This window comes from Corynebacterium sp. Marseille-P4611 (assembly GCF_916618765.1).
Lineage (GTDB): Bacteria > Actinomycetota > Actinomycetes > Mycobacteriales > Mycobacteriaceae > Corynebacterium > Corynebacterium marquesiae.
In genome coordinates this window covers 689398-709673 of sequence record NZ_CAKAKD010000001.1, presented here as the reverse complement: position 1 = coordinate 709673, position 20276 = coordinate 689398, and the positions used below count along the sequence as shown (strand labels likewise).

General features: G+C 58.0%; 23 protein-coding genes and 2 pseudogenes. 6 read left to right on the top strand and 19 right to left on the bottom strand.

What is annotated here, in order from left to right; translation table 11 throughout:
- Positions 1-2: 2 nt before the first annotated feature.
- From LG376_RS12665 to LG376_RS03520, 12 genes are all read right to left on the bottom strand, one after another.
- Positions 3-56 carry a chloramphenicol resistance leader peptide gene (locus LG376_RS12665; protein WP_011113070.1) on the bottom strand — a complete coding sequence of 18 codons (54 nt, stop codon included), beginning with the start codon at positions 54-56 and terminating at the stop codon, positions 3-5.
- 115 nt (positions 57-171) lie between these two features.
- Positions 172-498, bottom strand: a complete 327-nt coding sequence (locus LG376_RS03570; protein WP_225746176.1) for a hypothetical protein — start codon at positions 496-498, stop codon at positions 172-174.
- 280 nt (positions 499-778) lie between these two features.
- Positions 779-1030, bottom strand: a complete 252-nt coding sequence (locus LG376_RS03565) for a hypothetical protein (RefSeq protein ID WP_070624364.1) — start codon at positions 1028-1030, stop codon at positions 779-781.
- Positions 1031-1203: 173 nt separating this feature from the next.
- Positions 1204-2420, bottom strand: a protein-coding gene (locus LG376_RS03560) for an IS3 family transposase (RefSeq protein WP_101679514.1) whose coding sequence is annotated in 2 segments (ribosomal slippage) — positions 1204-2159 and positions 2159-2420 — 1218 coding nt in all. Because the reading frame shifts where the segments join, the coding sequence is not laid out codon by codon here.
- Between the two features lie 41 nt (positions 2421-2461).
- Positions 2462-2731, bottom strand: coding sequence for a hypothetical protein (locus LG376_RS03555; RefSeq protein ID WP_225746175.1), 270 nt, complete (start codon positions 2729-2731; stop codon positions 2462-2464).
- Between the two features lie 190 nt (positions 2732-2921).
- On the bottom strand, positions 2922-3179 hold the full coding sequence (locus LG376_RS03550; RefSeq protein ID WP_011116985.1) for a hypothetical protein: 258 nt from the start codon (positions 3177-3179) through the stop codon (positions 2922-2924).
- A gap of 77 nt (positions 3180-3256) precedes the next feature.
- Positions 3257-3760, bottom strand: a complete 504-nt coding sequence (locus LG376_RS03545; protein WP_011116986.1) for a DnaB-like helicase N-terminal domain-containing protein — start codon at positions 3758-3760, stop codon at positions 3257-3259.
- Between the two features lie 22 nt (positions 3761-3782).
- Positions 3783-3995 carry a glutaredoxin family protein gene (locus LG376_RS03540; RefSeq protein ID WP_011116987.1) on the bottom strand — a complete coding sequence of 71 codons (213 nt, stop codon included), beginning with the start codon at positions 3993-3995 and terminating at the stop codon, positions 3783-3785.
- 553 nt (positions 3996-4548) lie between these two features.
- Positions 4549-5079, bottom strand: a complete 531-nt coding sequence (locus LG376_RS03535; RefSeq protein ID WP_011116988.1) for a DnaB-like helicase N-terminal domain-containing protein — start codon at positions 5077-5079, stop codon at positions 4549-4551.
- A gap of 25 nt (positions 5080-5104) precedes the next feature.
- The gene (locus tag LG376_RS03530) at positions 5105-5533 is read right to left on the bottom strand and encodes a hypothetical protein (protein WP_011116989.1); all 429 of its coding nucleotides are present in this window, start codon (positions 5531-5533) and stop codon (positions 5105-5107) included.
- A 23-nt stretch (positions 5534-5556) separates the two neighbouring features.
- Positions 5557-6183: a ParA family protein gene (locus LG376_RS03525; RefSeq protein ID WP_011116990.1), complete on the bottom strand. Its 627-nt coding sequence runs from the start codon at positions 6181-6183 to the stop codon at positions 5557-5559.
- A 359-nt stretch (positions 6184-6542) separates the two neighbouring features.
- The gene (locus LG376_RS03520; protein WP_013887464.1) at positions 6543-7721 is read right to left on the bottom strand and encodes an IS256-like element ISCre1 family transposase; all 1179 of its coding nucleotides are present in this window, start codon (positions 7719-7721) and stop codon (positions 6543-6545) included.
- Positions 7722-7882: 161 nt separating this feature from the next.
- Between LG376_RS03520 and LG376_RS03515 the strand changes: the two are divergent.
- Positions 7883-8953: pseudogene (locus tag LG376_RS03515) on the top strand (IS110 family transposase); the annotation flags it as partial.
- Positions 8954-9115: 162 nt separating this feature from the next.
- On the opposite strand, the gene LG376_RS03510 reads toward LG376_RS03515, so the two are convergent.
- From LG376_RS03510 to LG376_RS03500, 3 genes are all read right to left on the bottom strand, one after another.
- Positions 9116-9967, bottom strand: coding sequence for a trypsin-like serine protease (locus LG376_RS03510; protein ID WP_049147424.1), 852 nt, complete (start codon positions 9965-9967; stop codon positions 9116-9118).
- Entirely contained in the window at positions 9948-10136 is a 189-nt protein-coding gene (locus tag LG376_RS03505) for a DUF418 domain-containing protein (RefSeq protein ID WP_225746174.1), read from the bottom strand. Before LG376_RS03505 ends, LG376_RS03510 begins: the two co-directional genes overlap by 20 nt.
- A gap of 62 nt (positions 10137-10198) precedes the next feature.
- Positions 10199-10786 carry a hypothetical protein gene (locus LG376_RS03500; protein ID WP_225746173.1) on the bottom strand — a complete coding sequence of 196 codons (588 nt, stop codon included), beginning with the start codon at positions 10784-10786 and terminating at the stop codon, positions 10199-10201.
- A gap of 83 nt (positions 10787-10869) precedes the next feature.
- Between LG376_RS03500 and LG376_RS03495 the strand changes: the two genes are divergently transcribed.
- On the top strand, positions 10870-11538 hold the full coding sequence (locus tag LG376_RS03495; RefSeq protein ID WP_193391061.1) for a response regulator transcription factor: 669 nt from the start codon (positions 10870-10872) through the stop codon (positions 11536-11538).
- A complete protein-coding gene (locus LG376_RS03490; RefSeq protein ID WP_046095285.1) occupies positions 11535-12566 on the top strand; it encodes a HAMP domain-containing sensor histidine kinase in 1032 nt (343 codons plus the stop codon). The genes LG376_RS03495 and LG376_RS03490 overlap by 4 nt, the downstream gene beginning before the upstream one ends.
- On the opposite strand, the gene aac(3)-XI is transcribed toward LG376_RS03490, so the two are convergent.
- The 3 genes from aac(3)-XI to LG376_RS03475 all read right to left on the bottom strand — a co-directional run bounded on the left by aac(3)-XI (position 12563) and on the right by LG376_RS03475 (position 16138).
- Positions 12563-13009 carry an aminoglycoside N-acetyltransferase AAC(3)-XI gene (gene aac(3)-XI / locus LG376_RS03485; RefSeq protein WP_046095284.1) on the bottom strand — a complete coding sequence of 149 codons (447 nt, stop codon included), beginning with the start codon at positions 13007-13009 and terminating at the stop codon, positions 12563-12565. The genes LG376_RS03490 and aac(3)-XI overlap by 4 nt on opposite strands.
- A gap of 61 nt (positions 13010-13070) precedes the next feature.
- On the bottom strand, positions 13071-14249 hold the full coding sequence (locus tag LG376_RS03480) for an IS256-like element ISCre1 family transposase (RefSeq protein ID WP_013887464.1): 1179 nt from the start codon (positions 14247-14249) through the stop codon (positions 13071-13073).
- A gap of 281 nt (positions 14250-14530) precedes the next feature.
- Entirely contained in the window at positions 14531-16138 is a 1608-nt protein-coding gene (locus LG376_RS03475; protein ID WP_225746172.1) for a helicase-associated domain-containing protein, read from the bottom strand.
- 104 nt (positions 16139-16242) lie between these two features.
- Here LG376_RS03475 and LG376_RS03470 point away from each other — a divergent pair, with 104 nt between their 5' ends.
- The 3 genes from LG376_RS03470 (at position 16243) to pbp2m (ending at position 19825) form a co-directional block, all read left to right on the top strand.
- Entirely contained in the window at positions 16243-17103 is an 861-nt protein-coding gene (locus LG376_RS03470) for a LysR family transcriptional regulator (protein ID WP_049377578.1), read from the top strand.
- Positions 17100-17930, top strand: coding sequence for a serine hydrolase (locus tag LG376_RS03465; RefSeq protein WP_012360808.1), 831 nt, complete (start codon positions 17100-17102; stop codon positions 17928-17930). Before LG376_RS03470 ends, LG376_RS03465 begins: the two co-directional genes overlap by 4 nt.
- Before the next feature lie 113 nt (positions 17931-18043).
- Positions 18044-19825 carry a penicillin-binding protein PBP2M gene (gene pbp2m / locus LG376_RS03460; protein ID WP_225746171.1) on the top strand — a complete coding sequence of 594 codons (1782 nt, stop codon included), beginning with the start codon at positions 18044-18046 and terminating at the stop codon, positions 19823-19825.
- Positions 19826-19891: 66 nt separating this feature from the next.
- On the opposite strand, the pseudogene LG376_RS03455 reads toward pbp2m, so the two are convergent.
- Positions 19892-20272: pseudogene (locus LG376_RS03455) on the bottom strand (IS256 family transposase); the annotation flags it as partial.
- Positions 20273-20276: the final 4 nt, after the last annotated feature.

Here is a 20276-nt window from a genome sequence, read left to right as displayed (position 1 = left end):
GATCAAGAAATGGTTCTTCTTGTCACCACGGCCAGCGCCCCGGGTACGCCAGACATACGCCCACACAGATCGTGGGCGTCGTAACTAGTGGTTCAAGGGGCTGGCGGTGTGACCGACAACCCCTGACCTGTCTGATTCGGGACTCGACATGCCCCAAACTCTAACATGCCTTCAATGGCAAGCGGTCTGGACAGATACTTCTTGAATCGGCACGGTGTCATTACGGGCGGGGGCCAGAACAACGTCCCTGGACATCACATCTAGGTGGGTGGCGCGGCAGTTTTGCAGTTCGTTCCAGATTTCGGCGGCTTGGTGGTCGTTGATGGTGATCTCGCAGAGGTAGGCCCGTGCTTCGTGGCGGATGTGCTTTGTCGGTGCGGTGGTGTCGATGTAGGCGTAGTCGACGACGAAGCCGTGGTTCTTGTTGCTCCACCATTCGAAGGCGTCCATGTGGAGCTGTTGTTGTGGGGTGTAGAAGGTGGTGGTTTGGGTTGCCATGTCTGGCGTTCCTTTCGGTTGGTGTCGAGTGGTGCCGCGTGTGTGGTGGAAGATGTCTCTTCCGTGCGGCGTGCCTTTAGTTTAACATATGTTTTAACATATGGCAAGACATATGGCGGAACATATGTCTTAGCATATGCCTTAACAGGTGGTGCGTACATTTACCTGGTGACACCGTCTATCGTGCGCCTCCCTACTCCCCCACTGGTGCGTGTGCTTAGTGTCATTGCTATACAAAAAGCCCCAACCGCAGGGCGGCTGGGGCTTGGCGTGCGAGGGTCTAGATGTTGTTGCCCTCGTGCCAGTTTTCAGCATCGGCGTGCTCGTCGTAGTGCGCCTGGGCGCAGTCTTTGGCTTCGGTAAGGGCCTTGATGGTTAGTTCTACGTCTGCCGGGCTGTAGGCGCGGGCTTGCAACTCGTCAAGCGTTGCGCCTTCTACTGCGTAGATTTCTACGGCGGGGTTTTCCTCGTCGGTGTCGACGGCAATGGTGCGCAGGGCGTGGATTGGGGTAGTCCAGGTTTTCTTCGGCATGGGTCTCTCCTTTTTGGTCTAGGTTATCCCACCAGTGTGTAGGCGGCTTGCGGGGTTGTGCGCAGTTCTAGGCGGGCGGCGGTGTCAATGGCCATAAGCGCCAGGGTGACGATCAATCCGCTAAGGGTGGGGTTGCCCGCAAATCGTGGACACGTAGTGGGGCTACCTAGTGCTTAGGCAGCTATTTCTTTTCTACTGGTGGTTAGACCAATGTGGTTTTCGAAGTCGACGGGGCTGACCATCCCTAGTGCAGAGTGCCGGCGCCGACGGTTGTAAACGACTTCCATCCAGTAGGCAACGGCCTTGCGCGCGGCATCACGGGTTGGCCAACGCTTGCGGTCGTAGAACTCGGTTTTAAGCGTCGACCAGAACGACTCAGCCATCGCGTTATCAAAGCACACACCAGTACGCCCCACAGACTGAGCAATGCCCAGGTTATGGCAGACTTCCCAGAGCTTCTCGCTGGTAAATTGCGTTCCGCGGTCAGCGTGGAACACCAGCCCATTAGGAACGTCCCCGCGCAGTGTATGTGCCATCCGCAGGGCCCGTTCGACCAGGCATGTATCTTGAACGCTATCCATTGCCCATCCCAGCACCCTGCGGGAATGGCCGTCGCGGACCGCACACAAGTACAACCATCCCTCGCTGGTGCGTAGGTAGGTAATATCCGACATCCACACTCGGTTGAGCTCACCAGTATCAAACATGCGCTTGACCAGGTCAGGAAGAGCTGACTTACGCTTGGATTGAATCGTTGTCACCGGGACAAAGGCACGCGGTGAAATCCCTTCAATGCCCATCATGCGCATCCGCTTAGCCACAGTCTTGCGATTCAGGGTGATCTGGTAGCGCTCGGTAAGTTCTGCGGTGATCCGCGGAGCACCATAAACCTCATCGGAGTCTTTCCAAATCTGATGAATCTTTCGGTCAACGCCATCGTAAAATGCAGCACGATCATTTTCGCCAGATAGTCGCTTCTGCTGCGTATCAGCCCATTTGTAGTATCCAGACCGAGACACTTTTAATAGCCGTGCCATGCGTTTGATGCTGTAGTTTGCCTTCTCCTGCTGCATCAATTCGAACTTTTCTGCTCGCGTTGCTTCGCGGCGAAGAAGGCTGTCGCTTTTGACAAGAACTCATTATCCATCTTGGCTTCCGCCAACTCACGGCGCAGACGAGCATTCTCAGCACGAAGATCAGCCTCACTCATCCCATCCGAGGCCCCTCGGCGTTCACGCTCGAGTTTGACCCACCGGCCTAAAAGCCCGGCGGAGACGCCAATCTCCTTAGCCACATGAGCGATCGGGCGCTCTGACTCGATTACAAGGTTCGCGGCTTCACGCCGGTACTCCGGCGTGTACTTCTTGCGCTGTTGACTCACAATGAACATCCTCTCCTACGGACACAAGATCCGCACAAATAGGGTGTCCACTAAACGAGGGTAACCTCAAGGGCGATTGCGGAGGGGATGAAGATTGCTTTTACCCCTTGAGGGAAGACGGCGACATTGGCCAGGAGCGGGAGTAGGACGGCTATGGCTGCGGCGAGTGTGAATAGTGGGCGGTAGGTTTCTTTGATGGTGCGGCTGGTGTCTGCGGGTAGCTGTCGCAGGCGCATTTCTGCGTTGCTGAGGTAGTTGATAATGGGCACGATGAGTGTGGTGGCGGCGATGAGGATCAGTAGTCCTAGGGTGGTTGCCATGTCTGGCGTTCCTTTCGGTTGGTGTCGAGTGGTGCCGCGTGTGTGGTGGAAGATGTCTCTTCCGTGCGGCGTGCCTTTAGTTTAACATATGTTTTAACATATGGCAAGACATATGTTAGGCCATATGCTTTAGCGTATGTTAAGGCATATGGCAGGCGGGTTAGTGCGGTTTATGGCCTGTGTGCTGCTCTTATGCGAGCGCTTGGCGTAGCTGATACCCGGCCAGCAGGACCCAAAACCCCGCGGTTGCTAGGGCGATAAAGAAGACAGTTTCGGATGCGGAGTATCCCGTCAGTCGGAGCACGACGGGTGGGACTGTCCAGAACACAGCCGGGACGGCCAGGCCGAAGAGGGCGATGTCCGCGCGCTCATTAGCGTCGCTGAGGGCGAGGATCGTCAAGGCCAGGAGGGCGGCGAGAGTGAAGGCGGCGAGGGTGTATGAGGCCATGGCGGCAAGCTTCCTTTCGGTTGAAACTTCGAGGACGCTTTTGATCGTATCGGCGGGGTGTGCACACCCTGCTGGGCTTAGAGTGTGGTGATGTCTTGGTAGCGTTGCCAGGCTTTGCGTTGGCCTATGCCGTGGTTGATCATGATGTCGAGTAGTTCGGCTTCGGGGGCGTGTTCGGCGGCGTGGCGGAGTTGTTCGGTCATGTGGAGGTATTGGCGGCGGTAGCTGGTGCTGGCTACTTGGCGGGCGTAGTCGGCGAGGTGGAGGTCGACGATTTTGAGGGTGACCAGTTCTGTCATGATGTGGTGTTGGTCGTCGGCGAGTCCGTCGCGGTTGCCTTTGGCTTGGAGGGTGTTGAGGACGGTGGAGGCGTCGGTGGGGCGGCTGTCGTTGACGAGTTCTTGTAGGGTGGCAAAGATTCTCGCCAGTAGGGTGTTGGCGAAGTCTGCGGGGTCGAGTTTGTCGGTGATGGTGGCGATGGTGTCTTTGTCGCCGCTGGTGAGCATGGCGGAGATGAGGCAGGCTTCGGAGTTGGTGACGGTGATGGTGGCGCTGATGGTCTCGGCAGTGTCCTGGGCCATGGGGTGCTCCTTGCTTTGTGGGTTATGCGGCTTGGCGTAGTTTGTCGGGGCGGAAGCCGGAGAAGCTGTTGCCGGCTTCGTCGACGATGACGGGGGCGCTGGCGTGGCCGAGGGTGGCGAGGTAGCCGGTGTGTTCTTTGGCGGGTTTTTCTTGGTAGTTGAGGCCGAGTTTGTTGGCGGTTTTGATGGTCAGTCGGCAGGGGTGGCATCCGGGTTTGGTGTAGATGGTGAGCATGTCTGCTCCTTTCTGGTCGAGTGTTGCCTTCCGTCACGGTATGCCTCTAGTTTAACATATGTTTTAACATATGGCAAGACATATGTTAGGCCATATGCTTTAGCATATGTTCGGGGTTTGTGGCCGCCACCTGTAGTTTTACTGGTGCCGGTGGTGTCGGTCTGGGGTGTGGGCGTGCATTTTTCTTGCTTTCATCTCCGGCACGTAGTGCCTGCGCCCGCCTGTGGTGGAGGTCAAGAAAGCGTGGAATAAATAGCGAAAAGCGCCCCGGATTCGGGGCGCGCGGGAGCGGTTTATGCCGCGAAAGTTCTTGACCGTAGCCACAGGCGGGTTAAGCTGCCGAAGGCGGAGATGAAAGCGTATCTGCCGAAACGGACACTGGTTGCGGCGTGTGGCTGTGTGGCTGGTCTTTCACGGTGGTGTTGGGGGTTGTTTTCCACGGGAGTTGCGCTCGGGTGCGCGGTGGGGTGGTCAGGCCATGATTGAAGGTCGTGGAAATTCCCGCAGCGAAGCGAGGAAATTGGAGCGAAGGCCACCGTGGGGTGGGTGTGGTTTAGTGGCGCTCTTGCGGGGTGTCTTTGTGATTGCGGTAGTAGCGGTCTTTAATGCGGCGTTGTTTTTTACCTTCTTTTACTAGCAGTGGGTAGAGGTCTTTTTCTGGTGCGGTGTGCGCCTGGCGGTTAAGGCGTTCGACCATGTGGCGGTATTGGCGGCGATACGAGTTGGAGGCTACGGCTTCGGCGTAGTCGGTTATTTTCGGCGGTATGTGCTCTAGGTTGGTGAGCATGGTGATAAGTCCGTCGATGTTATCGGTGAGTATGCCGGATTGGTCGCCTTCGGCGTGTAGGGCTGTGCGCACGCTGGCGGGGTCGTAGGGTCTGCCGCTTTTGAGTTGTTGGCTGATGGTGGCAAAGATTGCGGCGTAGTCGGTGGAGTAGAAGTCGGCGGGGGTGAGTGTTTGTGTCAGGTTTACCGCTTGGGTGGTGTCGCGGTTCCAGAGCAGGGCTGCGATAAGTAGCGCTTCGGGGTCTTCGCGCGGGTCGTTGTCTGCGCGGTCGGCGATGTGGGGAGTCTCGTGGGACATGGTGGCTCCTTGGTGTCGCGGGTGGTTATCCTTCCCAGCCGGTTTGTTGAGCCCAGGAGGAGATGAGCTGGTCGGCGATGGAGGCTCCATACTTGCTGCGGATTTTTTGCATGGCCTTCAGGGTGTCTTTGGGGATGTAGACGGTGGTGGTGCGGGTGAGCTCGTCGGTGTTGTAGGTCGCGTCTGCAGGCTGGTAGTCCGCGCCGTGGTCGGTGATTAGTTCCCAGGCTTCTAGAAGTTGGCGGTAGATAGGGGTGCTGGTTTCTGCCCAGTTTCTGCGTAGTTCTTTGTAGATGGAGTAGGGCAGGTTGACGGTGGTGCGGTGGGGCTTTTCTTTCTTGGTGGCCTTTGTGACCTTGGTGGTATTAAGTCCGGTGTCTTTGGTGAGGGTGGGTTTTCCTTGGGCGTCGGTTTGCTTCTTTTTCGGGCGTGCCAGTCCTGGGGTGTCGTTCATGGTTGCTCCTTTTTAAGGTGTGGTTAGTTGGTGATTTGGGCGATGATTTTGTCAAAGATTGCGGGATAGCCGTGTAGTTCTTTGGCGCTGTTGCGGGGCCAGTGTCCGAATTGGCGGTCGAAGTAGGCGCGGGATTCTACGCCGGGCCAAATGACTGGGATTCCTTCGTCTTCAAGGACTTTCCGGGCGCGGTCGGCAGTGCTTTTGCGCTTGTCCCAGATGGTGGGCAGTACGGCGTAGTGTTTGCCTTCTGGAATGACGTCGATGATTTTCCAGGTTTGTGCCATATCCGTGTGGGTGCCGGTGGTGGGAATGACGACGAAGTCTGAGTTTTCGATGATGAGTTCAGACATGCTGTGATTGCTGGGTGGGCCGTCGATGATGACAAGGTCGTCGCTGTATTTTTTTACCTTGCGCGCGAGGATTCCTCGGTTGACGGCTTCGACTTCGACGTCAACGTGGGGGGCGTTGGGGTTTTCTTCGAAGGCGTCGTTGGCGTATTCGATCCATTCGGAGGCGGTGCCTTGTTCGGCGTCGGCGTCGAGGACGTGGACGGTGTATCCACGGTAGGCGGCGACGGCGGCGAGGTTGATTGCGCTGGTGGTTTTTCCGGTTCCGCCTTTGGCGTTGAGGCAGGAAATTACGGGCATGGCTGCTCCTTTTAGGTGTCGAGTGTTGTGTTCTCAAAGTGTCCTTTGAGCTGTGGGTTTCATATTAGCATATGTTTTGCCATATGTTAAGCCATATGCTTAAACATATGTCTTGGCATATGTTTAATTGGGAGCTTTGATTTTACGTCTCACGTGGGAGTTTGTTGCTTTTTTCGGCTACGTTTTCTACGATCAATCGTGTCGAGTGTTTAACTGATTCCTTTCGGTTATTCCGACGTCTCGGGGATGCCCGAGACAAGCTCCCGGGGATGCCTGGGAGCTTTTTTATGTCCAAAGCAAGATTGCACGCGTGGGGGTTAAGCGACAAAATGTGTGTCTGCTATCGGCGTGTCGCGGGGTTAGATGTGGCCTTTTTGGATGCCGATTGAGTGTGTGTACTCGGTATCGATACCGTTGTCGTAGAGGGCTGGTTGTCCTGTTTCATAGTCGGCTTGGTTCTCGTTTCGGGTCAGGGTTGTAACTTTGGCGAGTTGGTTCTGGCCCCAGTTGGACTGTCTGGCGATTTCTATTGGATCGCCAGGCAGTTCCGTTTTCAGATACAGCCACCAATCCAGCATTTTGCGTTGGTGCTCACCGCGTCTGCCGCGATGAGTTCTTGCAAGGAGCTTCAGCTGGGCGTTGATGCCGCCTTCAAGACTGTTGGTGGTGGATTTGATCCGGTGCGGCTCGAGCACACCTTTCGGGGGCTTGAGGTAGACAAACAGCAGGTCATTGCGCCACAGGTGGTTGAGACTGTTGTAGGCCTTGCGCACGTTGACATGGGTCCACACGAGTGTGTCTTTTGCTGTTTTCGGGTCTTTGACCTGTGTCTTTTCGTTGAGCCAATCCTTGTAGAGCGTGTGAAACTCTTGCAGTTGTGCACCCCATTGTGCAGCCTCGTCCAGGGTGGTGATGCGGGTGAGTTTCAGCGCGAGTCGGTAGATGGTGCGGCCAGCATCAGTGCGTGGTCGTGAGGTGGTGTAGCGGCGTACTCTGCGTTGGGCGTGCACGAGGCAGCGTTGGATTTTGGTGTTTGGCCAGCACGTTTTAATTGCGCTTGTGGCTCCTCGGCCACCGTCGATCACAGCGATCAACGGTGCTTCGATGCGCTCGAGCAGGCGCTTGTAGTCGTGTGTGGTTTCTTGTTTGCACCAGTGCCAGGCGATGACGTGGTCGAGCGTTGCCGCCACGATCAGACAGCCACCTGCGGTGTAGGTGCCGTCGATGAAGATCTGGTCGTAGACCCTGCCTGTATGGCCGATGGTCGGGTCAGGCACGTCAACCAGCCAAAAGGCATCGAATTTGCGCTGCAGCGTACGTGTCGAGCAGCTCATGTTGCCGGCGATCGCCGCAAGACTGGTCCCGGCGGTCAGGTGCTGGATGAACGCACGAAATAGGGCTGCGTTGGTGATATCGCTGCGCTGCTTGGTCAGTGAAGCACCGCAGATTTTGCACCGCCACCGGGTCGTCCCGTTGCTGGTGGTGCCGTTTCGTTTCATATCGCCGCCACAATGGCAGCGTGGTCGGTTCTTTGGCATTGGGCAACCGAACCACCGCTCCGTAGCACACCATGGCAGCCACACCGGGGATTTTCGCAAGAGAGGGCCAATATATGCTTTTGGAGCATATATTTTCCGCAAACGCGGAGTTCAGAGCATGAAAATCAACGATTCCGGACACACATTTTGTCGCTTAACCCTTTCTCGCCGATGACGCTTCGGTTCTTGTCATTGTCGATCAACCCAACAACATCGGCCGGTTAACCGTCGCAGTCGCCCAAGACATGGGGGCCGACGTTCGCTATCTACCGGGGCTTGCGATGCGGCAGCTCTCTCGCATCCACGTCGGCAACTCCAAGACCGATGTGCGCGACGCCTACGTCATCGCCCATGCCGGTCTTAAACTTCCGGATGCCTTGCGCAGCGTCGACCGCGTTGAGGAAGTCTTTATCCAGCTGAAAGTGCTCAACGGTATTGACGAAGATCTCGCCCGGGCCTACACACGCCTGATTAACCAGATGCGATCCGCGCTCGTGGGAACCTATCCTGCATTCGAACATGTTCTGCGCGGACAGGTGATTCATCGCAAGTGGATCCTCCACCTACTTGCGAAATACGGTGGCCCCACCAAGATTCGACGCGTCGGTAGAGCACGTCTGGCAGCCTTTGCGCGCAGTCACAGGGCGCGCAATCCTGAGCCTGTCATCGATGCCATGCTTGCTGCCATCCACGGGCAGACCGTGTCCATTGCCGGGGCAGAATACGCCGAACTTGGCGTAGCAATGTCCGCCAAAGATGCATTGGCCAAACTCGAGCATCGTAAAGAAATCGAGGCACAGGTACTCAAGCTCATCCAGGACATTCCTCACACCGAGATTCTTTTATCCATGCCCGGCATCGGTCCGCGTAGCGCCGCGCAGATCCTCATGACCGTTGGCGATATGTCCGACTTCCCCGATGCAGCGCACCTAGCGTCCTATGCAGGCCTATCACCGCGGACGAATCAGTCGGGAACGTCCATCATGTCGAATTCGCCCAACCGGGCTGGCAACAAAAAATTAAAGAACGCCCTATGGCAATCGTCTTTTGCATCGATCAGATTCCACGAGCGTTCCCGACAATTCTATGAACGAAAACGCAAAGAAGGCAAAAGACACAACGCCGCAGTTGTCGCACTCGCACGCCGACGCCTAAACGTTCTCTTCGCCATGATGCGTAGCGGCGAGCTCTACCGAGACATCTCCACAGTCCAAGAGGTCACAGCAGCTTAGAACCAACAGCTCCCATCCAAGCCGATTGAGCAGCAAGCCCAATCGGCTCCTCGAGATGCCCGAAAACAACATTCACACGGCGAAGCAGAAGCCCTTCATACCCCCAACAACCTCACCCACGGAGTTGACAACCTATATAGGAACACCCCCTCAACACAAAGCCTAGTTGGAGCGGCGGCGCAGCAGCACCAGGAACCCAGCAACGACGAGGGCCAAAACGCCCAGGCCGATCGCGACGTTGCGCCAGGAAGCCGATGGCTCAGCCTCAGCTTCCGGAGAAGCGTCCGCGGAAGAATCCGCACCCTCACCACCGACGACGCCTCGGATCCACTCGGCCTGCTCGGCAACCGGCGCCACCGCGACGGCGGCATTAGAGGTCATTTCCTCCTCCGTCGGGTTGTCCGGGTCCTCGAAGAGTCCAGCCGACATGATGCCGGCGACCTTGCCGTCGGCGAAGATAGCGCCGCCGGAGTCGCCCGGCTGGATACGGGCGCCGTTCTTGAGGGCGACCTCGAGGGCGGTTGGGGCGTCGAAAAGGGCGAGCGGGGAATCGCCGCGGACCTCGGCCTCGGCGGAGGGCAGCTCGGTGGAGCCTCCCGAGCCGTCGGAGGACCAGCCGTAGATGTTCACAGCGCCGGCGGGGACCTCGTCTGCAACCTCGGCGAACGTATCTAGCTGCATTTCCTCTTCGGTGTGGAGCAGGGCGATGTCGCCGCGCGGGGCAACCTCGTGGCGGTCCACCTTGTAGACGCGCTGGTCGTCTCCCTGGCCGGTGCGCACCGAGCCGCCCGGCTTGGCGGCGGCCTCGACGCAGTGGCGGGCGGTGATGACCCAGTGGGGGTCGATGGCGGTGCCGGTGCAGACGCCGTCGTCGGGATCGGAGTCGTCGACACGCACGGAGACCACGGGCTTGGCTTCGTCGACGTCGCCGGCGAAGGTGGTGCTTTCCATCGCCCATGCGGGCTGGGCGACGAGGGCGCCTGCGACGGCGAGGCTAGCTGCGAGCTTTTTCACGATTGTTCTCCTTCACTACCGCGGTGATGCGGCGAATTACAGTTTCAAGCGGCCCGCGCTGAAATATCGCGAGCCATACGTAAGCGATCACGATGGCGCCGCCCACGGTCACCCAAACGTTGAGCCACTCAGCGGTGAGCACGTGGATGCAGTACAGAGTCAGCGGCATCCGGCCCAGCGGGGCGAGCCATCCGAGCCAGCGTTGCGCCAGGCAGCACAGGGCGCAGATGCTTATCGACGCCCCACGCTGCCCACAACGTCCATGAGTCCTCCGGTGTGGCCGGTGGCGTCGAGAAGCGGTGGCAACGGTGTGGTCCAGCGCAGCGCCACATCCAGGGCGAACAGCGCCCCGCCGACCACGAGGCCGGGCCACAACGGCATGTAGCGTTTGAACAGGATGCCGGCGATCATGAGCGTGGCCCACATCATGGGCGGGTACGGCCAGGACGACGGCGCGAGCACCGCCGAGCCAAAAGTGAGGGCGCACGCGAGCCACAGCAACAGTGGTGTGTCCCAGCGTGGCGCCCAGGCGAGCAGCGCCATGCAGACCCCGATGGTGCCGAGCACCACCACGATCGACCCCGAAAATGGGGCGAGCGCGAAGTGCAGGGCGATCAGAAGGATGCCGCGCACGATGAACTCGGCGGGCTGGGCGCGCATGTACCCCATTGAGACACCGGCGATGAAGGCGAACAGTGCGGCCGGGAAGCCGAACAGCACCTGTGCAGTGATGCCCTCTTGGACGGTGAGGTGCGCGACCATCATGGCGACGAGTGCCACCGCGCGGGCGGCGTCGATTCCTACGTTTCGGGTCTGCATGGCTGTGGAAGTTACGCAGCCAGATGTTGCGGTGACGTTAACGTGGGCGCAACACCCCCGCCGATACGATCGGGCTCATGACAATTCGGGTACTTGTGATCGACGACGAAGCCTATCTCGCCGACGCCATCGCCACCGCACTCAACAACGCAAACATGCAGGCTAGTGCCGTGTATGACGGCTTGGAGGCGCGTTCGCGTATCGACGACACCCGCCCCGACGTCGTCGTGCTCGACCGGGACCTGCCGGGGTTGCATGGTGATGAGGTGTGCAGGTGGGTCGTCGATACGCATCCCGCGACCCGGGTGATCATGCTGACCGCGTCCGGCTCCCTGGACGACAGGCTGGAAGGCTTCGGGCTCGGCGCCGACGATTATCTGCCCAAACCGTTCGAGGTGCCGGAGTTAATCGCGCGGGTTAATGCGTTGGCGAAGCGCAACGCCCCGGCGCGCGGCGAGGTGTATCGCTGCGGGGATGTGCGCCTAGACACCTTTCGGCGCGAGGTCACCCGTGGTGGCGAGACGGTGCCACTGAGCCCGAAGGAGTTCGCTGTGCTCGAGGTACTCATGGAGGCCGACGGCGGGGTGATCTCTGCCGAGGACCTGCTCGCGGAGGCGTGGGACGAAAACGCGGACCCGTTCACCAACTCCCCGCGCGTGACGGTGTCGCACCTGCGCAAGAAGCTAGGCGAACCGCGCATCGTGCACACCGTGGCCGGCGCCGGCTACTACGTGGCGGAGGAGGAACGATGAGGCTGAGTTTGCGGGCCCGCATTACGGTGATGTTCGTGGCCACGGTGCTTGGGATGGGGTTGGCTCTGATCGGGCTGGTGTATGCCTACCTGAAGCTCACCCCGGTGCCGGTAACGGCCACCTTCCCCACGGTGGAGGACGGTGTCATCATCGACGGTGCCGTGCCGATCACCAGCGAGATCCTGCGCCGCGTCCTCCTCGCCTCCCTGTCGGTACTTGCCCTGTTGACCCTGCTTGCGGGTGTGATCGGCTGGTTCGTGGCAGGCCTGGTGATCAAACCTCTTCGCGACATTGCCGACGACGCCGCCTCCGTCACCCGCGGCGACCTCTCAGCCCGCATCACCCACCATGGTCCCGACGACGAGGTCGGCGAACTCGCAGACGCGCTCAACGTCATGCTCGACGAATTGGCGGGCGCAGTGGAGCGCCAGCGCCGGTTCGCCTCCAACGCCTCCCATGAGTTGAAGACTCCGATCGCAACCATCCAGACCATGGCAGACGTGGCCCTGACCGGCGACGACGGCGGGCTGCGTCCCACGCTAACCCGCGTGCGCGAGGTCAACGCCCGCAGCGCCGACACCGTCGCCGCCCTACTCCAGCTGGCCAACGTGGACGTGCGCGACCGGCAGCGCCTCGACCTGGCAGAACTGTGCCGCGAGGTGTGCGCCGACCGCAACGTCCCCGCCGACGCCGTGCCCGTGACCGTGGACGCCTCCCCCACCCTGACCCGCCAGGCGGTGGACAACCTGGTGCGCAACGCACTCACCCACGGCAACAACCCCGCGCTCACCCTGCGCAAGGTGGGCAACTTCGCTGAGGTCACCGTGGAATCCGGCGGCGAGACCTACTCCGCGGCCGAGGTTGCAACCTGGACCGAACCATTCGCGCGCGCCGAACGCACCGCAGGTGCCGGCCACGGGCTCGGGCTGGCACTCGTCGATGCGATCGCGAACGCCCATGGCGGATCCCTGGTGCTTGCGCCGCGGGCCGGTGGTGGGCTCGTCGCAAAGCTATCGCTTCCGGCCTAAAGCTCCCGGATGTAGAGCAGCATGCGGGAGCCTTGCTCGATGTTGGTCAGGCCGTGGCGTTCGTAAAAGCGGCGCGCATCGGTGTCTACCTCGTCGACGTTGATTTGTAATTCGCCGGCGCTGTGCTTGCGGATCTCCTCGAAGACCCGCTGCAGCAGCGCCGTGCCGACCCCGCGATTGCGGTGGGCAGGTGCGACGTAGAGCTCGTCGAGCATCGCCACCGGCCCGTCGTAATACGGGCTCGGGCGCAGGGTGACGTAGGCGAAACCAATATCGCCGGCGAGGAGAACGAAGGCGTCGTCGTGTGCGATGATCTGCGCAAACCGCTCCTCAAGGCCTTCGGGAACCGGGGTATCAAACTCTGTGTTGAAATCGCGCAATAGCTTTGCGACGACCCCCGCGTCCGCTACCTCCGCGACCCTGATCTCGTTGGTTGTAGTCATATGCGCACACCTTAACGGGTTAAGCGACAAAATGTGTGTCTGCTATCGGCGTGTCGCGGGGTTAGATGTGGCCTTTTTGGATGCCGATTGAGTGTGTGTACTCGGTATCGATACCGTTGTCGTAGAGGGCTGGTTGTCCTGTTTCATAGTCGGCTTGGTTCTCGTTTCGGGTCAGGGTTGTAACTTTGGCGAGTTGGTTCTGGCCCCAGTTGGACTGTCTGGCGATTTCTATTGGATCGCCAGGCAGTTCCGTTTTCAGATACAGCCACCAATCCAGCATTTTGCGTTGGTGCTCACCGCGTCTGCCGCGATGAGTTCTTGCAAGGAGCTTCAGCTGGGCGTTGATGCCGCCTTCAAGACTGTTGGTGGTGGATTTGATCCGGTGCGGCTCGAGCACACCTTTCGGGGGCTTGAGGTAGACAAACAGCAGGTCATTGCGCCACAGGTGGTTGAGACTGTTGTAGGCCTTGCGCACGTTGACATGGGTCCACACGAGTGTGTCTTTTGCTGTTTTCGGGTCTTTGACCTGTGTCTTTTCGTTGAGCCAATCCTTGTAGAGCGTGTGAAACTCTTGCAGTTGTGCACCCCATTGTGCAGCCTCGTCCAGGGTGGTGATGCGGGTGAGTTTCAGCGCGAGTCGGTAGATGGTGCGGCCAGCATCAGTGCGTGGTCGTGAGGTGGTGTAGCGGCGTACTCTGCGTTGGGCGTGCACGAGGCAGCGTTGGATTTTGGTGTTTGGCCAGCACGTTTTAATTGCGCTTGTGGCTCCTCGGCCACCGTCGATCACAGCGATCAACGGTGCTTCGATGCGCTCGAGCAGGCGCTTGTAGTCGTGTGTGGTTTCTTGTTTGCACCAGTGCCAGGCGATGACGTGGTCGAGCGTTGCCGCCACGATCAGACAGCCACCTGCGGTGTAGGTGCCGTCGATGAAGATCTGGTCGTAGACCCTGCCTGTATGGCCGATGGTCGGGTCAGGCACGTCAACCAGCCAAAAGGCATCGAATTTGCGCTGCAGCGTACGTGTCGAGCAGCTCATGTTGCCGGCGATCGCCGCAAGACTGGTCCCGGCGGTCAGGTGCTGGATGAACGCACGAAATAGGGCTGCGTTGGTGATATCGCTGCGCTGCTTGGTCAGTGAAGCACCGCAGATTTTGCACCGCCACCGGGTCGTCCCGTTGCTGGTGGTGCCGTTTCGTTTCATATCGCCGCCACAATGGCAGCGTGGTCGGTTCTTTGGCATTGGGCAACCGAACCACCGCTCCGTAGCACACCATGGCAGCCACACCGGGGATTTTCGCAAGAGAGGGCCAATATATGCTTTTGGAGCATATATTTTCCGCAAACGCGGAGTTCAGAGCATGAAAATCAACGATTCCGGACACACATTTTGTCGCTTAACCCACGCGTGGGGATTGAGGGTGTGAATCCCACTGTCGTGGGTTTGATGAGGTAGTCGATGTTGCGGAAGCTTTGGCATCGGCGTGCGTTGTGCTCCGTACGTTGTTTCAAAAACGGGTTTCATCAAACGGAACAAAACCTGGGACACTTCAAGCACGGCACGTCCACCGCAGCGATGCGGTGGGGTTGGATCGTGAGGCTCTCCCCGGTGGATTCGAGCACCGCGGAGATGGTGGAGGGGGTCATCATCACGATGGAGATCCAGTCATGGCTGGTGGCACCCGCATAGTCCACGTAGTGCAGGCGCACCTGTGTGCCCGCGGTATAGGCGCGGCGCAGCTCGGACATGATCTCCCGCGGCGAGCGGAAGGTCCGGGTGTCCGAGGCCTTCGTGCCGTCCGCCGGGTCCACGGCGATGGCCTGGTCGTGGGCGCGGCGAAAACCCTCCACGGCGCCGTCGATCTCCGAGGCGATCTCGGTGGAGTCCCCAGTGATGTCCATGATGTTGCGCTGGGGAGTATCCACGCGAGACGGGACACGAGCCGAGTGGGGTTCGGTGGCGGAGCCCTGCTGGAATGCCCTGGTGGCGTCGTCAATCAAATACCGCAGGGACTGGGGAACGGACGAGAGACCGCCGGGGGACATGCGATCCAGGAAGGCCTCGATGTCCTTCCATGGGGCGTCATAGCGCTTCGGCCCGATCAGGCTGAATACGTCGCCTTCGCGGCCGTCCTCGCGCACCAGGGTGGCGGTGAGCCCCAGACGGCGGCGAGACTGCAGGTCGGAGGTCATGCGGAACACCGGGGCAGGCAGCAGGTGAACCTCGTCGTAAATGATTAAGCCCCAGTCGCGGGAGTCGAACAGCTCCAGCGCCCGGTATTCGCCCTTCGACTTGCGCGTGACCACTTGGTAGGTGGCGATGGTCACGGGGCGGATCTCCTTCTTCTCTCCGGAGTATTCGCCGATTTCATCCTCCGTCAGGGAGGTGCGGCGCACTAGCTCGTCCTTCCACTGCCTGCCCGCGACGGTGTTCGTCACCAGGATCAGGGTGGTGGCCTTTGCCTTGGCCATCGAGGCCGCGCCGACCATCGTCTTGCCCGCACCACATGGCAGCACTACCACGCCCGAGCCGCCTTCCCAGAAGCTATCGGCCGCCATCTCCTGGTAGTCGCGCAGCTGCCATTCTTCGTGTTCCTGCGACAGCTCGATGGGGTGTGCCTCGCCGTCGACGTATCCCGCCAGGTCCTCTGCGGGCCAGCCGACCTTCAGCAGTTCCTGCTTGAGCCTGCCGCGCTCGGAAGGGTGCACAACGATCGAGTCCTCGTCGATCTCTGCGCCCAACATGGGCTTGATCTTTTTGTGACGCCGGATCTCCGTCAGCACAGCCCTGTCCGTCGTCTCTAGCACGAGCCCGTGCGCTGGGTGCTTGATGAGCTTCAGCCGCCCGTAGCGATCCATCGTGTCGGCAATGTCGATGAGCAGCGGCTGCGGGGCGGGGAACCGCGAGTAGGTTTCCAGCACGTCCATGATCTGCTCCGCGTCGTGCCCTGCCGCGCGGGCGTTCCACAGCGCCAGCGGGGTGATGCGGTAGGTGTGCACGTGCTCCGGCGCGCGCTCCAGCTCCGCGAACGGTGCCAGCGCGGTGCGCGCCTCCTGCGCCTGTTCGTGGTCGATTTCCAGCAGCACGGTCTTATCCGACTGCACAATGAGCGGTCCGTTTCCAATGCCCACGCTGTGTGTCACTTCCTTTTTGTTTATCGACGCCACCGCGACGGTGTTGCTCAAGCCAAAGACATCATTTTACGCTGCAGTGGTGCTCCACTATGCTGAGACCCATGATTGCTCAGACGGGAAATCTGCGCCAATGGCAGTATTTCGTGGCTTTAGCGGAGACCGGTAGTTTTACAGCGGCGGCAGCGCGACTGGGAGTGAGTCAGCCGCCTGTCTCCAATGCCATTAAGCGCTTAGAAGCTGGTGTAGGTACACCGCTATTTATCCGAGGGGCGGGGGAAGTGAAACTAACCGAGGCAGGGTTGACCTTGCTTCCATATGCCCGGGTGATTAATCGCGATCTTCAGACTATGCATTCGATGATTGACGGTATCCGAAGTGGTGCGCAAAGCGGGTTTCGTTTGGCCATCAGTAGTGCGCTTCCAAGCGAGATAGGATCGCGTATTGCAGCAAAGGCACAGCAGCATGATGGAGTAGTTTTGTCGTCACTGCCTTCTGTTGAGATTCTTGCCCGTGTTGAAGAAGGCGCTATTCATGCGGGGCTTGTTCAAGCTCCGGTTCCCTTGGGTACTCACCGCAGTGCGAGGCAGTTTTCTCTGTCACGTGATCTAGTGGTGCCGCCGGGGTATTCAAGGTTGGATAAGACCTTGTCTCAATTGAATCTGCTGGTGGAGAACCTGAATGACACTTCAAGTGCAGCCAGTGGTTTGGCGAGAGAGCTATTTCGGTCGGGTGTGTCTTGCGAAATTAATGATTCAGAGGATGCTCTAGGTAGGGGCTTATTGATTGGAAGAGGGGAGGGGATGTCTTTGGTATTTCGCGGTTTTCACCAGTTTGACAATGCTATTGAGCTTCCTTCCCGTTTCGATTTTTCCGTGGATGTAGTGGTTCGCCGAGGTGGGATGGACAATGGCGCCGAGGCCATGGCGGTCGCCGAAAGAATTTGTCGAAGGATTAACCAATGACTGCACGGATGGAGATGGCCCTGGAAAACGTGTTGACGCGGTCGGGGTGTGAGGGATGGTGGTGTGCATCGCGACTGCACGATGGGGTGACTATCGGACGCAAACAAGACGAGAAAATTACGGTGGCATCCTTATATAAAATCCGGCTCCTCCACCTCACTTTGGAAGCGATTCAACGAGGTGATCTGGATCCTCGTCTTCGTGTTGACGTTGCACCGTCCAAAGGAACTTACGAAGGGTATGGGTTCGCTGCCTTTGATGACGCAGTGAACGTGAGTCTCCGAGACTTAATGAAACAAGTCGCATCGGTGTCAGATAACGTGGCCGCCCACGAGATTTTGCGTCTACTGCCTGCGTGGGCTCGAGAAGCATTTCTTAAACGGTTTCCACCTCATTATGACTTGCAAGATCGGAATAGCTTAGTGACGGCGGAGAAACAATTGCGTCAATATGTTCAATCCCAAGGGGGGAGTAGTACAGATATAGCGTTTTCTGCAGTCTCTTCGTTGGCGGAAATAACTAATGACTTGGAACAGGTTTGGAAAGACGATAGTGCAGCGGTACGTCGATCTATGTGTGAACTCTTGGGGTTGCAGGTGTGGCGTCACCGTGTTCCTTCAGGCTTTCCTCCAAGCGGCGTTGATATCTATGGAAAAACGGGCACTGTAGGACTTCTCCATGGTGAAGCTTCGATTATCCAGGTTGAGGGCGAGGAGCCCATTGTGGTGTCCATCATGCTGAAACAGGTGGTGCCAGAACAAGCAATGAGTACTCACGATGGTGCTATTGGCGAAGTGGCTAGACTGCTCGTGGACGCTCTTCGTTAGAATTTCTGCCACTTGAATACACACTTCTACCATCGCCTATATGTGAATGAAATGAGACAATTGCATTATGTGATATTGGTGGCATCCAATGCGTCTCACTTAACATCACTCCCATGATGACTAAGCCCAATCGTTTCCGTCAGTCGGTGATTGCACTCTGTTCGCTCTCCGCAGTGATGTTGAGCAGCTGTTCAGCTCTACCGTGGGAATCAGACTCAGACGTATTTCTCAAAGCTTTCAACGCGGGAGATGACAGCAAGGCTGCACGGTATCTGGATCATCCAGACCCGGAGCGCGCCCTTCATGAATTTCGGCAGTCACTTCATGGTGTGAAGGTCAACATCGAAACATCTGATATTTCCAATGGAAAGAAGAATACTCATGTGACTTGGTCCAAAGATGGTGTGGAGTTGGAGAGCAATGGTCGGCTCGTCCTTAGTGGACAGGATGGTAAGCCTCAATGGTTGCCTTCGATCTTCGAAGCTCAGTTGAGCGATGATTCCGCACTCTTTTTTGCTGAAGATAAACAGTACGATCTTCCAATTAAAGATCGCTTGGGCAATGAATATATGACCTGGACGAAAGTTATTCAGGTACGAGGTCGCAAAGATATAGCCTCTAGAGCGCAGGAATTGGCCCAGATTTTTGCACCAGTGTCTCCCACAACGACTAAGGAGTGGATCGAGCAGACCTTGGGAGAGTCTCAGGATGAAGACACCGTGCTCCTCACTTTGAGGCAGGAAGAATTCCGGAAGATACAAGAGCAACTTAGGACCTTTGAGGGAATTTCCACTGTGGAGCAGGGGCGTCTCTTAAGCGTGTCCAAAACTCTTAACTCTCCGCTGGATGCTGAATTGAACAAATATTGGGAGTCAGTGCTCGATGCTAATTCAGGATGGTCGATACGCGCTGAGAGTTCACAAGGTATGACGACGGTAGCCTCTGAGCCGCCTCGCCGAGTTCAGCCAATCGCAACCACTCTGGATAACACACTGCAAAGCGCAGCAAAACAAGCAGTGGACAGTGAGCAACGTGCCGCAGTTCTAGTCGTGCTCAATCCTAGAACAGGAGGTGTCCTTGCCGTTGCACAAAATGACAAGGCAAATAACCAAGGGCCAATCGCACTCACCGGGCTATTCGCACCGGGATCGACGTTCAAAACTGTGACCACAGCGGCGGCACTAGAGGCAGGGGCAGTCAGCATGGATGAGGAACTACCTTGTCCTAGCAATATCACCGTCGCTGGACGCAAGATTCCCAACGATCATGACTTCGATCTAGGTAGCGTTCGACTGGAAGAAGCTTTCGCCCAATCATGTAACACAACCCAAGCGGTCATTTCGGATCGTTTGGGAGAAGATGATCTGCAACGGACTGCTTTAGAACTCGGAATTGGCTCCGACTTCGACGTACCAGGGATGACCACACTTACTGGTTCGGTGCCGCGGACACCGGCTGGACCTCCTCGTGTGGAGGCTTCTATTGGACAGGGCGAGGTTCTAGCTAGTCCATTTGGGATTGCGCTCATGGAATCGACTGTCGCTAACGGCGGCTTGCTTGTTCCTCCACAGCTCATTCAAGGCGAACAGACAGTAGTGAATAAACAGGCAGACCAGCATGTCAGCGATACAACTATTCAAAGCCTCCGGACGATGATGAAATCAACAATTGACCACGGTTCAGCTAGGTCGTTGAGTGATCTTAGTGCACTTGGCGGAAAGACTGGTACAGCAGAAATTGATGGCAAGCTTTCCAATGGCTGGTTCGCTGGAACGACAGGGGAATTGGCGATTGCGTCCCTTGTAATCGAAGGAGATTCTTCTCAGCCAGCTGTGGAAATGGCCGGGCGTTTCCTTCGCTCGCCGGATGTTCAGAAATTCTCTGGAATTCAATAAACTTGCGTCATAACCTCTAGCACGGGTTAAGTAAAGAAAAGTGTGTCTTTTCCGGGCGTGTTGCGGTTATTTGATCCAGCCTTTTTGGATGCCGAGGTTGTGTTGGTAGCTGGTGTCGATGGCGGTGTCGTATTCTGCTGGTGCACCGATGTCATTGGTAGTGGCTGTGGTGTTGTGGGTGATCAGGTCTGTTGCTGTGGAAAGTGCGTCTTGACCCCATCGTTGGTCCCTGGCGATCTTGACCGGATCGTCAGGGACTTCTGTATGTAGATACAGCCACCAATCCATCACTGTGCGTTGATGCGGTAGTGATAGTCCGCGGTGTCTGCGGGCTAGTTCTTTTATGGGGGCGTTGATGCCACCTTCGAGGCTGTTTGTTGTTGCTGCAAGGTTGTCGGGGTCGATGGTTGTTGGTGGGGGTTGCAGGTAGGTAAACAGCAGGTCTGAAGTG

Excerpts from the sequence above, each read along its gene's own strand:
- LG376_RS03480 (WP_013887464.1), bottom strand. The coding sequence starts at position 14,249 with ATGCCAAAGAACCGACCACGCTGCCATTGTGGCGGCGATATGAAACGA.
- LG376_RS03520 (WP_013887464.1), bottom strand. The coding sequence starts at position 7,721 with ATGCCAAAGAACCGACCACGCTGCCATTGTGGCGGCGATATGAAACGA.
- LG376_RS03555 (WP_225746175.1), bottom strand. The coding sequence starts at position 2,731 with ATGGCAACCACCCTAGGACTACTGATCCTCATCGCCGCCACCACACTC.
- LG376_RS03525 (WP_011116990.1), bottom strand. The coding sequence starts at position 6,183 with ATGCCCGTAATTTCCTGCCTCAACGCCAAAGGCGGAACCGGAAAAACC.
- LG376_RS03500 (WP_225746173.1), bottom strand. The coding sequence starts at position 10,786 with ATGCAGACCCGAAACGTAGGAATCGACGCCGCCCGCGCGGTGGCACTC.
- LG376_RS03550 (WP_011116985.1), bottom strand. The coding sequence starts at position 3,179 with ATGGCCTCATACACCCTCGCCGCCTTCACTCTCGCCGCCCTCCTGGCC.
- LG376_RS03535 (WP_011116988.1), bottom strand. The coding sequence starts at position 5,079 with ATGTCCCACGAGACTCCCCACATCGCCGACCGCGCAGACAACGACCCG.
- LG376_RS03545 (WP_011116986.1), bottom strand. The coding sequence starts at position 3,760 with ATGGCCCAGGACACTGCCGAGACCATCAGCGCCACCATCACCGTCACC.
- LG376_RS03530 (WP_011116989.1), bottom strand. The coding sequence starts at position 5,533 with ATGAACGACACCCCAGGACTGGCACGCCCGAAAAAGAAGCAAACCGAC.
- LG376_RS03505 (WP_225746174.1), bottom strand. The coding sequence starts at position 10,136 with ATGCCGCTGACTCTGTACTGCATCCACGTGCTCACCGCTGAGTGGCTC.
- pbp2m (WP_225746171.1), top strand. The coding sequence starts at position 18,044 with ATGATGACTAAGCCCAATCGTTTCCGTCAGTCGGTGATTGCACTCTGT.
- LG376_RS03540 (WP_011116987.1), bottom strand. The coding sequence starts at position 3,995 with ATGCTCACCATCTACACCAAACCCGGATGCCACCCCTGCCGACTGACC.
- LG376_RS03465 (WP_012360808.1), top strand. The coding sequence starts at position 17,100 with ATGACTGCACGGATGGAGATGGCCCTGGAAAACGTGTTGACGCGGTCG.
- LG376_RS03470 (WP_049377578.1), top strand. The coding sequence starts at position 16,243 with ATGATTGCTCAGACGGGAAATCTGCGCCAATGGCAGTATTTCGTGGCT.
- LG376_RS03565 (WP_070624364.1), bottom strand. The coding sequence starts at position 1,030 with ATGCCGAAGAAAACCTGGACTACCCCAATCCACGCCCTGCGCACCATT.
- LG376_RS03570 (WP_225746176.1), bottom strand. The coding sequence starts at position 498 with ATGGCAACCCAAACCACCACCTTCTACACCCCACAACAACAGCTCCAC.
- LG376_RS03490 (WP_046095285.1), top strand. The coding sequence starts at position 11,535 with ATGAGGCTGAGTTTGCGGGCCCGCATTACGGTGATGTTCGTGGCCACG.